Annotated in this window: 14 protein-coding genes; 2 read left to right on the top strand and 12 right to left on the bottom strand. The window is 70.5% G+C overall.

Annotation, left to right across the window (positions count from 1 at the left end; genetic code table 11):
- Positions 1-11: 11 nt before the first annotated feature.
- The 12 genes from AB0M80_RS06705 to AB0M80_RS06650 are packed head-to-tail and all read right to left on the bottom strand — an operon-like array spanning position 12 to position 11158.
- On the bottom strand, positions 12-605 hold the full coding sequence (locus tag AB0M80_RS06705; RefSeq protein WP_364559851.1) for a hypothetical protein: 594 nt from the start codon (positions 603-605) through the stop codon (positions 12-14).
- A complete protein-coding gene (locus tag AB0M80_RS06700; protein ID WP_364559849.1) occupies positions 602-1108 on the bottom strand; it encodes a hypothetical protein in 507 nt (168 codons plus the stop codon). Before AB0M80_RS06700 ends, AB0M80_RS06705 begins: the two co-directional genes overlap by 4 nt.
- Positions 1105-2211 (bottom strand): MlaD family protein, encoded by a 1107-nt coding sequence (locus AB0M80_RS06695; protein WP_364559847.1) that lies wholly within the window; start codon positions 2209-2211, stop codon positions 1105-1107. The genes AB0M80_RS06700 and AB0M80_RS06695 overlap by 4 nt, the downstream gene beginning before the upstream one ends.
- A complete protein-coding gene (locus AB0M80_RS06690) occupies positions 2211-3182 on the bottom strand; it encodes an MCE family protein (RefSeq protein ID WP_364559846.1) in 972 nt (323 codons plus the stop codon). Before AB0M80_RS06690 ends, AB0M80_RS06695 begins: the two co-directional genes overlap by 1 nt.
- Positions 3179-4177, bottom strand: coding sequence for an MCE family protein (locus tag AB0M80_RS06685; protein ID WP_364559845.1), 999 nt, complete (start codon positions 4175-4177; stop codon positions 3179-3181). The genes AB0M80_RS06690 and AB0M80_RS06685 overlap by 4 nt, the downstream gene beginning before the upstream one ends.
- Positions 4177-5187: an MCE family protein gene (locus tag AB0M80_RS06680; protein WP_364559844.1), complete on the bottom strand. Its 1011-nt coding sequence runs from the start codon at positions 5185-5187 to the stop codon at positions 4177-4179. The genes AB0M80_RS06685 and AB0M80_RS06680 overlap by 1 nt, the downstream gene beginning before the upstream one ends.
- Positions 5184-6200, bottom strand: coding sequence for an MCE family protein (locus AB0M80_RS06675; protein ID WP_364559843.1), 1017 nt, complete (start codon positions 6198-6200; stop codon positions 5184-5186). Before AB0M80_RS06675 ends, AB0M80_RS06680 begins: the two co-directional genes overlap by 4 nt.
- Positions 6197-7393: an MCE family protein gene (locus tag AB0M80_RS06670; RefSeq protein ID WP_364559842.1), complete on the bottom strand. Its 1197-nt coding sequence runs from the start codon at positions 7391-7393 to the stop codon at positions 6197-6199. Before AB0M80_RS06670 ends, AB0M80_RS06675 begins: the two co-directional genes overlap by 4 nt.
- Entirely contained in the window at positions 7390-8205 is an 816-nt protein-coding gene (locus AB0M80_RS06665) for an ABC transporter permease (RefSeq protein WP_364559841.1), read from the bottom strand. Before AB0M80_RS06665 ends, AB0M80_RS06670 begins: the two co-directional genes overlap by 4 nt.
- Positions 8206-9000: an ABC transporter permease gene (locus AB0M80_RS06660; RefSeq protein WP_364559840.1), complete on the bottom strand. Its 795-nt coding sequence runs from the start codon at positions 8998-9000 to the stop codon at positions 8206-8208.
- Positions 8997-9713: a hypothetical protein gene (locus AB0M80_RS06655; protein ID WP_364559838.1), complete on the bottom strand. Its 717-nt coding sequence runs from the start codon at positions 9711-9713 to the stop codon at positions 8997-8999. Before AB0M80_RS06655 ends, AB0M80_RS06660 begins: the two co-directional genes overlap by 4 nt.
- 17 nt (positions 9714-9730) lie before the next feature.
- On the bottom strand, positions 9731-11158 hold the full coding sequence (locus AB0M80_RS06650) for a DUF6801 domain-containing protein (protein WP_364559835.1): 1428 nt from the start codon (positions 11156-11158) through the stop codon (positions 9731-9733).
- A 252-nt stretch (positions 11159-11410) separates the two neighbouring features.
- Here AB0M80_RS06650 and AB0M80_RS06645 point away from each other — a divergent pair, with 252 nt between their 5' ends.
- On the top strand, positions 11411-12343 hold the full coding sequence (locus tag AB0M80_RS06645) for an ATP-binding cassette domain-containing protein (protein ID WP_364559833.1): 933 nt from the start codon (positions 11411-11413) through the stop codon (positions 12341-12343).
- Positions 12340-13173, top strand: a complete 834-nt coding sequence (locus tag AB0M80_RS06640; protein ID WP_364559830.1) for an ABC transporter permease — start codon at positions 12340-12342, stop codon at positions 13171-13173. Before AB0M80_RS06645 ends, AB0M80_RS06640 begins: the two co-directional genes overlap by 4 nt.
- Positions 13174-13180: the final 7 nt, after the last annotated feature.

The following is a 13180-nucleotide window of genomic DNA, read 5'->3' as shown; positions in this document are numbered from 1 at the left end:
CTCGCGCATTCTCAGGCGGCGGACATCCCGGTGACGCGCCACTTCCCGGCGACGCGCTCGGCCGTGACGCTCAGCTGGGCGGCGCCGGTGCTGCGCTGCCCGTCGCCTCTGGTGCCGGTCTGGTCGAGGAACACCAGCAACGCCGCGCGGTCGCCGTCCAGGAGCTTCACCCCGGACGCGACGGCGGTGGAGGTGACCACGAGCCGCTGGTCGGCGGCCAGCTGGCGGACCTGCCCGAAGAGCTGTTCGTACTGCGATAGGGCGGGTCCCGTGAGGACGTCCTTGGCCGCCCGTTCGCTCTTGGCCGGGTCGTCGTAGCGGTAGGAGAAGACCGTGCCGAGCGCGGCGCTGATCTGCTTGGCCGCGTCCGCGGTGCCGGCGACATCGGAAAGCGCGCTGTTGTGCGCGGCGACGGCGTTCGTGCTCCGCCCTTCGAGGGTGAACCACCCGGCGAGCCCGGACATCACGACGGCGACGGCGACGAACACCGGCCAAATCCGGCGGCGACGCGGCCCGGCAACCGGCACCGGCGTGGGAGGCGCCGGTTCCGGCTCGTGGTGCCGTCCCGCGACCTTCACCGCTCGCTTCTTCGTCGGAACCGTCATGGTGCCTCCCCCACGGGAACCTGGCCGAGCCCGGTGACGCGCCAGCCGTCCGGCCCGCGGGTCAGGTCGGCCTGGAACCGGTTGCGCTTGGTCACCGTGTCCCCGCCGTCCGGCGTGACGACCAGCTCGACGGACGCGATCAGCTTCGCCGTCCCCGCGCCGGTGTCCACTTCGGTCACCGCGGCGTCGGTCACCTTCCCGGTGGTGACGGTCTTGGCCTGGGCGATCCGGTCGAGGCTGCCCGGCCGGTCCTGCGCCAGTTCGTCGTGCAGCGCGCCGCCGGAGAGGTCGAGCCAGTGCTGGTACCCCGGTGCGGCCTGCCGGTAGTCCGAAGTGGTCAGTCCGGCGACCGCCGTCCGGCCCGCCCGCAGCGCCTCTTCCCGGACGACCGCGCGCGCGACGCCGTCGTCGTGCGACGCCTGCCACCAGGTGAAACCGGACCACCCGGCCACCGCGGTCGCGCACACCGCGACCGCCGGGGCCAGCGACGCCAAGATCCTCACGGCCGTCCTCCCGGTGCGTTCTGCGAGCCCCGGACGCTCGTCGGGTCGCCCTTCGGCAGCGCACAGCGCGCGGCCGTGTTCAACGGGCGGACCGAGGTGTCGAGGCCATTGCGGTACGGCGTCGTGTACCCGGTGGTGCACGGCGGTGGGTCGAAAAACGTCAGTGACAGCCCGATGTGGACGCCGTCCGGCCGCACGATCGCGCGGCCCGCGGCGACCGCCTGCGGCGCGGTGATCAGCAGCTGGCGGATCCCGTCCTGGCGGGTTTCCAGGACGTCCGCGGTGGTCAGCAGGTTGGCCAGCAGCACGCCCAGGTTCGGGCCGGCGTCGCGGAGCAGCGCGCTGACCTCGTTCGCAGCGGCGGGCACCGCCGGGATCAGCGTGCGCAGATCGCCGTCCGACTGCTTCAAGGTCGACGCCAGCAGCTTCGCGTTCGCACCGAAGCTGCGGATCGCGGCGGCCTGCTGCACCTGCGTGTCGAGCACCGTGTGCGCGTCGGTGACGAACCGGGTCAGCGGTGCGACGTGCGCGCTCGCCGCCTGCACGAATTCGATGCCCCGGCCGATCAGCTGGTCCAGGGCCGGGCCGGCGTCGGACGTTGCGTTGTACAGCTCGTCGACGACCGTGCGCAGCGCGGGCTTCGGCACCGATGCGGCGAAGGAGTCCACTGTCGACAAGACGACGTCCACCGGCAGCGGGATCTTCGTGTCGGCCTGGCTGATCATCGAGCCGTCCTGCAGCTTCGGGCCGCCGTCGGTGCGCGGCCGCAGGTCGACGTACTGTTCGCCGACGGCCGACCGATCCGCGACGACGGCTTCGGTGTCGGCCGGGACCGGTGCGGTGCCGGCGTCGATCTCGAGGTCGGCTTCCATCCCGGCCGGCGTGAGCCTCAGTTCGCCGACGCGGCCGATCGGCACGCCGCGGTAGGTGACTTCGGCGTTGGTGAAGATGCCGCCGCCGGTCGGGAACTGCGCCCTGACCGTGTAGCCGCGGTCGAAGAAGACCTTGTCGAGTCCCGCGTAAGTGGCCCCGACGTAGGCGACACCGAGGACGGCGATGACCACGAAGATCGTCACCTGGGCGCGCACGAACCGGGTCAGCATCAGTGGCCCGCCTTGAGGAAGCCGTTGAGGTAGTCGCCGCGGATGGTGTCCAGGGCCGCGTCCGGGAACGGGAAGGTGAAGATCATCTCCATCACCTTCGGGAGCTTGTCCCCGGAGTCGGCCAGCCGCCGCAGCAGCGGTTCGAGGGCTTTCAGGTCGGCGACCAGGTCGTCCTTGCTCCGGTTCACCGTGTCGACGGCGACCGAAGTCAGGCCGTCCAGGGACTTGAGCATCCCGACCAGTGCCTCCCGCTGCTGGTTGAGGACGCCGATGCCGGGGGTCAGGCCGTTGAGCGTCGTGGTGATCTGGTCGGTGTGCGCGTTCAGCGTCGCCGCCAGCTTGTCGACGCTCTCGATGGCCCGCGTGATCTCGTTCTTGTGCTCGTCGAGGCCCTGCACGAAGGTGTCCAGGTTGGACAGGAGCTCGCGGGCCGCGGTCTCCTTGCCGCCGAGTGCGTCGTTGAGCTGGTGGCTGATGTTCTGGACCTGGGCCACGCCGCCGCCGTTGAGCAGCAGCGACAGCGCTCCGAAGACTTCCTCGATCTCCGGCGTCAGGGTCGAGCGATCCAGGGGGATGGCGGCGCCGTCGAGGAGCTTGCCCGACGGCGTCGCGTCGTCCGGGGGCGCGAGCTCGACGAACTTCTCGCCGAGGATGCTCGCCTGCCGCAGCCGCGCCACGGCGTTGCCCGGCAGGTCGACGTCGCCGTTGAGCAGCAGGTCGACGAAGGCGCTGTGCCCGTCCGGGGCCAGCTCGACCTTGACGACCTGGCCGACCGGGACGTCGTTGACCTTGACCCCCGACTGCGGCACCAGGTCCAGCACGTTCGTGAAGCTCGCGGTCACGTGGATCGGGTGGTCGCCGAGCGCGGCGCCCCCGGGCAGCGGGATGTCGTAGACGCTCACCCCGCCTCCGCAGCCGGTCGTGACCAGTGCGATGGCCACCACCGCGGCCAGCTTGACCGGGGACTTCATTTCGGCTCCGCGAACTCGAGGAGGTTGCCGCGGCCGTCGATGGTCCCGTTCGCCTGGTCGTAGGCCTGGAGCAGGTTCGTCAGGGCGTTCGGGGCCGCGTCGAGCGCCTCGGCGAGGGAGTTCTTCTGGTTCACGAGCACCTTCGTCACGTCGGCCAGCTTGTCCACATCGGACTGGACTTTGCCGCGGTTGTCCTTGAGGAACCCCTGCACGACGCTCAGCGCCTGGGTCAGCTCGGTCAGCGCGCCGGAGAACTGGTCGCGCTGGTCGGCCAGCACCTCGCTCAGCGACGCGATCTGCGAGATGGCCTGCTTGACCTGGCCGTCGTTGGCCGCAAGCATCGCGGTGAACTTGCTGATGTTGTCGACGGAGGTGAACAAGTCGTCCTTCGAGTCGCTCGCGGTGCGGGCGAACTCGCCGAGGTTCTTGATCGCCTGGCCGATGGTCTGCCCGGTGCCGTTCAGGTAGTCCGCGGACCGGGTCAGGACGTCGCTCACCGCGCCGTCCTTGTTGGCGCCCTGCGGCCCGAGCGCCGCCATCAGCTGGTTGAGGCTGTGCAGCAGGTCGTCGACCTCGACCGGGGTCGCGGTGCGCTCCCGGGGGATCGAAGCGCCGTCCGCCAGCTGTGGCCCGCCGTGGTAGACGGGCGTGAGCTGGACGTACCGGTCGGCGACCAGGCTCGGCGTGATGACGACGGCGCCGGGGTCCGCGGGCAGCTGGACGTCCGGCTTCAGCGTCATGGTCACCTTGACGTCGGTGCCGTTCGGCTCCACTGCGGACACCGACCCGATGGCGACGCCGAGGACGCGGACGTCGGAGTTCGGGTAGATGCCGACGGTGGCGGTGAAGTACGCGATCAGCGTGCGCTCGCCGGGCCGGGCCAGCACCGGCCAGGCGGTCGTGACCAGCAAGGCGAGCACCACTCCCCACGCCAGAGCCCGCAGCCGCGAGCGGCGTTTCGCGCGCGTTCCCAGGTCGATGAGCTGGTGCGCCATCAGCGTCCCCCGTTCTTCGGCGGTGAGCAGCTGCCCGGCGTGCCGCCGGTGGGGATCAGCCCGCAGATGTAGGTGTCGATCCACCGGCCGTTGCCGACGGCGTTGCCGAGCAGCCGGTAGAACGGCCCGGCCAGGCGCAGGCTGTCCTCGAGCTTGCCCTGGTTCTGCTGCAGGACAGTGGCCACGCGGTCGAGCTGGTCGAGCGCCGGGCCGAGGGTCTTCTGGTTCTCCGCGACCAGCCCGCGCAGCTGGATCGAGAGGTTCTTGATGCCGCCGAACAGCTGCGCGATCGCGTCCTTGCGGGCGTTGAGCTCGGTGAGCAGCGTGTTGCCGTCGCGGATGAGCGCCTCGATCTGGCCGCTGCGCTCGCCGAGCGTCTTCGTGATCCGGTTGGTGTTCCGGAACAGCTTGACCAGCTCTTCGTCGCGCGAAGCAAGCGTTTGCGACAGCGCGGCCACGCCGGTGAACGCGGTCTTGACGTCCTGCGGTGCCGACGCGCCGAGCGTGTCGGACAGCACCCGGAACGCCTGCGCGAGCTGGTCGGTGTCGATCGCCCCGACCGTGCTCGCCAGGTCGTTGAAGACGGCGGTGACGTCGTAGGGCGAGCTCGTGCGCTCGGCCGGGATCGGCTGGGCCGGGTCCAGTTCGCCGTTGCCGACCGGGTCCAGCACGAGGTTCTTCTGGCCCAGCAGCGTCTTGATCTTGATCGCCGCCGTGGTCCGGTTGCCCACCCAGGTGTCGCGGACCCGGAACAGCACCTCGACGTGGTCGCCGGCCAGCCGCACGTCGGTGACCTCGCCGACCTTCACCCCGGCCACGCGGACCTCGTCGTTCGGCTTGAGCCCGGCGGCCTCGTGGAACTCGGCCTTGTAGGTGGTGCCGCCGCCGAGGAACGGCAGGTCGTCGGAGAAGAAGGTGGCGCTGCCGATCAGCGTCATGACCAGGGCCGTCACCGCGCCGACGGCGATCGGGTTGCGGCTGCGGAACGGCTTGATGCGTGGGGGTTTCACCGGCACCTCGCAGCCGTGACGGGAATGCCCGGTGGCGGGCCGCCCGGTGCCGGTCTCGCGTCGGTCTCCACCGCGCACAGGTAGAAGTTCGCCCACGAGCCGTAGGAGAACAGCGTGCCGATCCGGTCGAGCTTCTTCGGCAGGTTGTCGATGAACTGCCGGAACACCGGCGTGTTGTCGGCCAGGTTCTTCGAGAGGTCGCCGAGCGCGGTGATGCTGTCCTTGAGCGGACGGCGGCCCTGTTCGAGCAGGCCGGCGGTCGCGGTGGTCAGCTCGCCGAGGCCGCCGATGGCCTGCCCGATCGGTTTCGCGTCCGCGGCGAGGCCACTGACCAGCTGGGCGGTCGTGTCGACGAGCGTGTCGAACTGGTCGCCCTGGGCGTTCAGCGTGTCGAGCACGGTGTTGAGGTTGCCGATCACCTGGCCGATCAGGGCGTCCTTCCCGGCCAGCGTCGAGGTCAGCGACGCGGTGTGCCGCAGCAGGCTGTCGATCGTGCTGCCCTCCCCCTGCAGGACCTGGATGATTTCGAACGACAGCTGGTTGACGTCGTTCGGCGACAGCGCCTGGAAGAGCGGCTTGAAGCCGTTGAACAACGCGGTGAGGTCGAGCGCCGGTTTGGTCCGGTCGAGCGGGATTTCGGCGCCTTCGGCCAGCGTCGGTGCCGTGTCGGTGGCGCCGGGGTCGACCGAGAGGTACCGCTGCCCGACCAGGTTCCGGTAGCGGATGGTGACCGAGGCCGACGCGGTGAGCCGGTGCGTGCGGCCGACGGAGAACCCGACGTCGGCGAGGCGGTGTTCGACGACCCGCACCGAGTCGACCTGGCCGATCCGGACCCCGGCCATGCGGACTTCGTCGCCGGGGTTGACCGAGGTCGCGTCGGTGAACCGGGCCGTGTACCCGATCGTCGCCCCCACCCCGGAGTTGGCGATCGTGACCGCGAGCACGGCCGTCGCGGCCGCGGTGACCAGGAAGAAGACCAGGCCCTTGACGGCGGGTCCTGCGACGCTCCTCATCGGACGGTCACCTCCGTCCCGCGCAGCGCCGGTCCGACGAGGACGCTGCTCCAGTCCGGCACGGCACCCAGCGCCGGCTTCAGGAGCTCGGCGACGAGCTGCCGCTCGCCGGGCGAGTTCGCCGGGCCGAGGTCGCCGTCGGTCGCTCCCGGGGCCGCCGCGCCGCCGCCGTAGCACTTCGGCCCGCCGGTGGCGTCGAACCGCGGGGTGTCCCGGCCGGGGGCGTACTTCTCGCGCGGATCCTGCACGGTGAGCGTCACGTGCAGACCCGGCTCGTTCGTGCCCTGGCCGAGGGCCTTCTCCATCAGCGGCTTGAGGCGGGTGACCGCGTCGAACAGGCACGGGAACTCCGGCGAGTACCGCGACAGCAGTTCCAGCGAGGAGCGGCTCGCGGCGGCGACGCCGATGATGTTGTCCTTGTTCGTCCGCAGGAACTCGTTCAGGTGCCCGGTCGCGCCGGTGACGCTGGTGTAGAGCTGGTCGAGGTCGGCGCGGGTGTCCACAACGGTCTTCGCGGTGGTCGACAGGTCGGTCAGCGCCTGCAGGATGTCCGGCGCGGCGCCGGTGTAGACGTCGGCGGCGTTCGCCAGCCCGGTGACGTCGGCCTTGAACTGCGGCATCAGCGGGTTCACCTGGGCCAGGAGGTCCTGCAGCCGGACGATGCTGTCGCCCAGCGGCTTGCCGCGGTTGTCGAGGGCCTGGGAGATCGCGCCGAGGGAGCTGTTCAGGTTCTGCGGCTGGACCGCGCGCAGCAGCGGCAGCAGGTCGCCGAGGACGCGTTCCAGCTCGATGGCGTTGGTGGAGTGGTCCTGGGTGATCACGGCTCCGCCCCGCAACGTCCCTCGTGGACTGCCGGGCAGCACGAGGTTGACGTACCGCTCGCCGAACACCGTCTTCGGCAGCAGCCGCGCGGAGACGTTGCCGGGCAGCCGTCCGATCTTCGCCGGGTCGAGGGCGAGGTCGATCTCGGCGCCCGTGCGCGTGCTGCGCACCGCCCGCACTTCGCCGAACGGGACCCCCTTGACCTTGACCTCCGCGGTCGGTGCGAGCTGGTTGCCGACGCGATCGGCCTGGAGCGTCACGATCTCGGAGTCGTCGAAGTCCTTGTCGTAGATCGCCACCGCGAGCCGGCCGAGCAGGACGAGCACGCCGAGGAACGCGACCCCGGCGAGCTGCGTGGACAACCGGCTCATCCGGACACCTTCACCGTGGTCGTCGCGCCCCAGATGGCCAGGGACAGGAACAGGTCGAGCACGCTGATCAGCACGATCGACGTCCGCACGGCCCGGCCGACCGCGACGCCGACACCGGCCGGGCCCCCGGAAGCGCGGTAGCCGTAGAAGCAGTGCGTCAGGATCACGCCGACGCTGAAGACGAGCACCTTGCCGAACGACCAGAGCACGTCGCCGGGCGGCAGGAACAGCGTGAAGTAGTGGTCGTAGGTGCCACCGGACTGTCCGAAGAAGACAACCGTGGTGAGCCGGGAGCCGAGGTAGGAGATCAGCAGCCCGATGACGTACAGCGGGATGATCGCGATGAACCCGGCCACGATCCGCGTGGTGACCAGGTACGGCATGCTCCGCACGGCCATCACCTCGAGCGCGTCGATCTCTTCGGAGATCCGCATCGCGCCGAGCTGCGCGGTGAACCCACTGCCCACAGTGGACGAAAGCGCGAGCCCGGCGACCAGCGGCGCGATCTCGCGGGTGTTGAAGTACGCGGTCAGGAAGCCCGTCATCGCCGAGATGTTGATCTGGTTCAGCGCGCTGAACCCCTGCAGGCCCACGGTGACGCCGGTGAACACGCACAGCCCGACCATCACGCCGATCGTGCCGCCGATCACCGCGAGCGCGCCGCTGCCGAACGTCACCTCAGCCAGCAGCCGCACCACTTCGCGGGAGTAGCGGGTCACCGCGAGCGGGATGGCCGCGAGCGCGCGGACGTAGAACAGCAGCTGGTCGCCGAGGTCGAACAGCCGGTCGCCGGGTTTGCCGAGGATCGCCACTCAGGTTCCCTTCGCCGGGACGAGCTGCAGGTACAGCGCGGTGAGCACGGTGTTGACGAAGAACAGCAGCAGGAACGTGATGACGACGGACTGGTTGACGACGTCGCCGACGCCCTTGGGACCGCCCTTCGGGTTCAGGCCGCGGTAGGCCGCGACGACCCCGGCGAGATAGCCGAAGATCACCGCCTTCACCGAGCTGACGACGAGGTCGGGCAGCTGCGCGAGCGCGTTGAAGCTGGCCAGGTACGCCCCGGGCGTGCCGCCCTGGACGATCACGTTGAAGAAGTAGCCGCCGAGCACGCCGACCACGCTGACCAGGCCGTTCAGCAGCACGGACGCGCAGACCGCCGCCTGCACGCGCGGCACGACCAGCCGGTGGATCGGCGAGACGCCGAGCACCTCCATCGCGGCGATCTCCTCGCGGATGCTGCGCGCGCCGAGATCGGCGCAGATCGCGCTGCCGCCCGCGCCGGCGATGATCAGCGTCGTCACGATCGGGCTCGCCTGCTGCACGACGGCCAGCACGCTCGCCGCGCCGTTGAACTGCTGGGCGCCGATCTGGCTGGTGAGCGAGCCGAGCTGCAGCGAGATGACCGCGCCGAACGGGATGGAGACGAGGATCGCCGGCGCGATGGACACGCTGGCGATGAACCAGAACTGCAGGACGAACTCCCGCACCTGGTACGGGCGGCGGAGCATCGCGAGGAGGACGTCGAGGCCCAGCGCGCACATCCGGCCGAACTCGCGCAGGCCGTTCGCGGCGCGCCGGGGGGCTTGGCTCAGCAAGGTCGTCATGCCGGCTTGCACCCCGTGCTGAAGCAGCGCAACGTGAGGTTCGAGACGAACGTGTTGCCGGGCCCGGAGACCAGGCCGGTGAGCAACCGGCTCACGTCCTCGTGCCCGACGCACCCGGCGAACGGGGGCGTGGTGAAGGTGGAAGTCACCTTCACCGGCGGGGCCGGCAGCGAAATCGGCACCAGCGCCTTGATGTTCACCGCCGCCGGCCGAGCCGTCCGGCAGTCCGGCCCGACATCGAGGGCTCTGCCGTCCACTTTGGCGTCCGAGAGCTTGATGAACACCTTCGCGGTCACGTCCGTGTCGGCGCAGATGTTCGTTTGCGTGGCCTTGCAGTCCTTGTCTTTCCCCGTGTGCACGGTGGCCGTACCGGTGGCGTCGCCGTCCGGGATGATTTCGACCCGGCCGGTGGTGGCCATGAACCGGAACGCGACGAAGTAGCCGGCGGCGGGCGGGATGTTCAGCTTCCCGCTGATCGGCACGGTGCTGGTCAGGCCGCCCAGGTAGCCGTCGAAGGTGCCCGGCGGGAAGACGATGTCGGAACCGAGCTTGGCCACGTGGCTCGTGGTCGGCTGCTGGGCGTCACCGAGGGTGAACCCGAAGGGGATTTGCGTGGCCGCGGCCGGCGCGTTCTCGCCTGGCGCGGCTTGCGCGGCGCCGAGCGAGAACGCGGCCAGGATCAGCACGAGTGGCAGCGGGAACCGGAGCAGCATCGGAAATCCCTGTTCCTTCACTTCCTGGTGAGGGTGACGTCCAGCTTGTTGCCGGGGCCGGACGTGAGGCCGGTGATCAGGCCGGTCAGGAAACCGCAGCCGGTGAACCGCGGGAGGCCGTACGTCGAGGTCAGCTTCCCGCCCTTGAGCGGGTCGAAGCCGGGCGCCGAGGCGAGCGGCACGTCGGCCGGCTTGACCGTGTGGCAGGAGTTCGACGCCAGGATCGGGAAGCCGAACAGACGGACCTTGGTGAGGTGGACGTCGACCCGGGCGTTCGCCTTGACCGCACCGGCGGTCAGCGTGCCGGTGATCGCACCGACCTGGTCGAGCTTCACCGTCGCGGACGCGGGGATGAAGCCGAGCACGCGGAAGTGGACGTCCGACTTCGGCAGCGCGAGCCGGGCACCGAACTTCCCGGACACCGTGTCGAGCTCGGCGTCCAGGGTGCCGGGGCCGAGGGGCAGCGTGGCGTGCAGCTGTTTGAGGACCGACTTGCCCTGCACGGCGTACTTGACCTCGACGCCGCCGGGCGGGGTCGTCGGCTGGGTCGTCGGCGTGGTCGGCTCGGTCGTCGGAGTCGTGGGCTCGGTCGTCGGGGTCGTGGGAGTCGTCGGCTCGGTGGTCGGAGTCGTCGGCTCAGTCGTGGGATTCGTCGGCGTCGTGGGTTCCGCGGTCGGCGTCGTCGGTTCCGTCGTCGGTTCCGTCGTCGGCGTTGTGGGCTCGGTGGTCGGCGTGGTCGTCGGCGTTGTGGGCGTTGTCGGTTCCGTCGTCGGAGTCGTGGGCGCGGTGGTCGGGGTGGTGGGCGTCGTCGGGGTCGTGGTGCCGCCCGCCGGCTTGACCTCGAACGTGCCCAGTTGCTGGTTCTGACCCGGGACGGCGACGCAGTCCGAAGTGAACGTGCCGAGGTCGGTCGGGCGGCCGTCCGCGGTGCGCGGGGTCATCGTGGTGCTGAAGTTCCCGACCGTCACCGAAGCGGTACCGGGGCTGGGGAACGTCACCGCGGGTGCCTTGCCGCTGCTCTTGACGTGGAACGCGCCCGACGGCGGCACCGGCGTCGACGCGATCGTCAGCGGCAGGTTCAGGTTCAGCGTCTTGTCGACCGGGTACTTGAGCACGGCCGCGGCCTTCGCCGAGCCGTCCAGCGAAGTGGCGCCGACCAGGGCGAGGCCCTCGGTGACGGTCTCCGGCACCGTGACGTCGACGTCGAAGGTGATCGGCGTCGACGCTGCGCCCGCGACGGCGTTGTCGGGCAGGTTGGTGTCGATCTTCACCGCCAGCACCTGGTCGCCGATCAGCGGGAACGGGCAGTTGTAGTTCAGCGTCAGGCTCACCGGCGCGGCCTGGGTCGGGCCGGCCCCGACGAGCGCGACGGTCGCCGCCACACCCGCGGCGGTCACGGCGGCCAAACCGTAGGCGGGATTTCTCGGCTTCCAGGAAAACTTCACGGCTCGTCACCTCGGGAAATGGGGGAATTTCGGCAAAGCTACCTCCGCGTTTCCGGGCGAACAAGCGGCTTCCGATTCTTTGTCACGCGCAGGGGATCGACTGACATCGAAAGAGTCACGCAGGTCAGCCCTTGTCACGCCGGTGCGATCCGATTACGCGAAAATTGTCACGCGTACGGCGAATGGTGACGACCTTCTTGCCTGGCACGCCTTGATCAAGTTACCTTTTTCCCGAGCAGGAAAGGAGCGGCCATGCACCAGCCGGTCATCGCCGTGACGGACCTCGCGAAACAGTACGGCGAAGTCACCGCGCTCGCCGGGATCAGCCTCACCGTCGCCCGCGGCGCGGTGCTGGCGGTCCTCGGCCACAACGGCGCCGGGAAGACGACGCTGATCGACATCCTCAGCACGCGCGTCCGGCCGAGCGCGGGCACCGCCCGGGTCTGCGGGTACGACGTCGTGCAGCGGGGATGCGCGGTCCGGCGCCGGATCGGGGTGACCGGGCAGTTCGCCGCGGTCGACGACGCCCTGTCCGGCCGCGGGAACCTCGTGCTGATCGCCCGGCTGCTGGGCGCGAAACGGCGTCAAGCACTCGCGCGGGCCACCGAACTGATCGCGGCCTTCGGTCTCGAAGGCGCCGCCGACCGGCCGGCCGGGACGTACTCCGGCGGGATGCGACGGCGGCTGGACCTGGCCGCGGGCCTCGTCGGCGCACCGCAGGTGCTGTTCCTCGACGAGCCGACCACCGGGCTCGACCCGGTGAGCCGGGCCGGGTTGTGGACGCTCGTCCAGGGGCTCGCGGCGCGCGGCACCACCGTCGTGCTCACCACCCAGTACCTCGAGGAAGCGGATCGGCTGGCCGACCACGTCGTCGTCCTCGGCTTCGGGCACATCACCGTGTCGGGGACACCGGCGCAGCTCAAGGCCCGGCTCGGCACCCGGACCGCGACGTGCACGTTCGGCACCGAACTGGCGTTGCGGCGCGCGGCATCCGCCTTGGCGCGCCTCGGTCTCGCGACCGGCCGTGCCGGACTGGTGCTCACCGTCCCGTTGTCCGGCCCGGGTGACATCCCGGTGGTGGTGCGCGTGCTCGACGCGGCGGGCGCGCCCCTGCGGGACTTGACGGTGACCGAGCCGACGCTCGACGACGTCTACCTTTCGCTGCACCGGACGGAAGCGTCATGACGCAGGCCCGGCACCGCGCGGCCATCGCCGCGCTCGGCGATCCCGCGGCCTGGCCGGAATCCGGGTTCTGGACGCAGGTCCGGGTGCTGACGGCGCGCTCGCTGCGGACGGCGTTCGGCGACCGGCGGCTGGTCTTCTTCGGGCTGCTGCAGCCGGTGGTGCTGCTGTTGTTGTTCAGCCAGGTCTTCAGCGGCGTCGGCGCGCTGCCGGGGGTCGCGGCGTACCAGGGGTACGTGAACTTCCTGGTGCCCGCGACGCTGGTCAACATCGCCATGACGACGGCGATGAGCTCGGGCGCGGGCCTGCTGGCGGAGATCTACGGCGGCTTCACCGGGCGGCTGCGGTGCCTGCCGATCTCGCTGTTCGCGGTCCTGGTGGCCCGCACGCTGGCCGACTCCGCCCGCCTCGCCGTCCAGCTGGTGGTGACGGCGCTGGCGAGCGTGGTGTTCCTGGGTTTCCGCCCCGCGGGCGGGGTGCTGGGCCTCGGCTCGGCGCTGGTCTTGACGTTGGTCGTCGGGTGGTGCCTGAGCTGGGTGTTCGTGGCGATCACGACGTGGCTGCGCAAGGCGGAAACGCTCCAGGCGGCGTCGTTCGTGGTGATGTTCCCGCTGATGTTTTCGTCGAGCGCCTACATGCCACTGGACACGATGCCGGCGTGGGTCCGCGCGGTCTCGGCGGTCAACCCGCTGACGTACGCGATCGACGCGACCCGCGCGCTGGCCCTGGCCCGCCCGCTCGGCTGGTCCCTCCTCGTAGCCCTCCTCATCGCCGCGGTAGCGGCAGTGGCGGGCTCGGTGACGTCGGCCCGCACCTTCCGAGCAACCCCGTAACTCACCT

Source organism: Amycolatopsis sp. NPDC051045 (genome assembly GCF_040682955.1).
GTDB lineage: Bacteria > Actinomycetota > Actinomycetes > Mycobacteriales > Pseudonocardiaceae > Amycolatopsis.
Note: the sequence above shows the minus strand (reverse complement) of the source record. Positions and strands in the feature narration are given on the sequence as shown.

Bases quoted from the DNA above. Each gene is read 5' to 3' on its own strand.
- AB0M80_RS06690 (WP_364559846.1), bottom strand. From the start codon at position 3,182: ATGAAGTCCCCGGTCAAGCTGGCCGCGGTGGTGGCCATCGCACTGGTC.
- AB0M80_RS06675 (WP_364559843.1), bottom strand. From the start codon at position 6,200: ATGAGGAGCGTCGCAGGACCCGCCGTCAAGGGCCTGGTCTTCTTCCTG.
- AB0M80_RS06670 (WP_364559842.1), bottom strand. From the start codon at position 7,393: ATGAGCCGGTTGTCCACGCAGCTCGCCGGGGTCGCGTTCCTCGGCGTG.
- AB0M80_RS06705 (WP_364559851.1), bottom strand. From the start codon at position 605: ATGACGGTTCCGACGAAGAAGCGAGCGGTGAAGGTCGCGGGACGGCAC.
- AB0M80_RS06645 (WP_364559833.1), top strand. From the start codon at position 11,411: ATGCACCAGCCGGTCATCGCCGTGACGGACCTCGCGAAACAGTACGGC.
- AB0M80_RS06660 (WP_364559840.1), bottom strand. From the start codon at position 9,000: ATGACGACCTTGCTGAGCCAAGCCCCCCGGCGCGCCGCGAACGGCCTG.
- AB0M80_RS06695 (WP_364559847.1), bottom strand. From the start codon at position 2,211: ATGCTGACCCGGTTCGTGCGCGCCCAGGTGACGATCTTCGTGGTCATC.
- AB0M80_RS06640 (WP_364559830.1), top strand. From the start codon at position 12,340: ATGACGCAGGCCCGGCACCGCGCGGCCATCGCCGCGCTCGGCGATCCC.
- AB0M80_RS06685 (WP_364559845.1), bottom strand. From the start codon at position 4,177: ATGGCGCACCAGCTCATCGACCTGGGAACGCGCGCGAAACGCCGCTCG.
- AB0M80_RS06655 (WP_364559838.1), bottom strand. From the start codon at position 9,713: ATGCTGCTCCGGTTCCCGCTGCCACTCGTGCTGATCCTGGCCGCGTTC.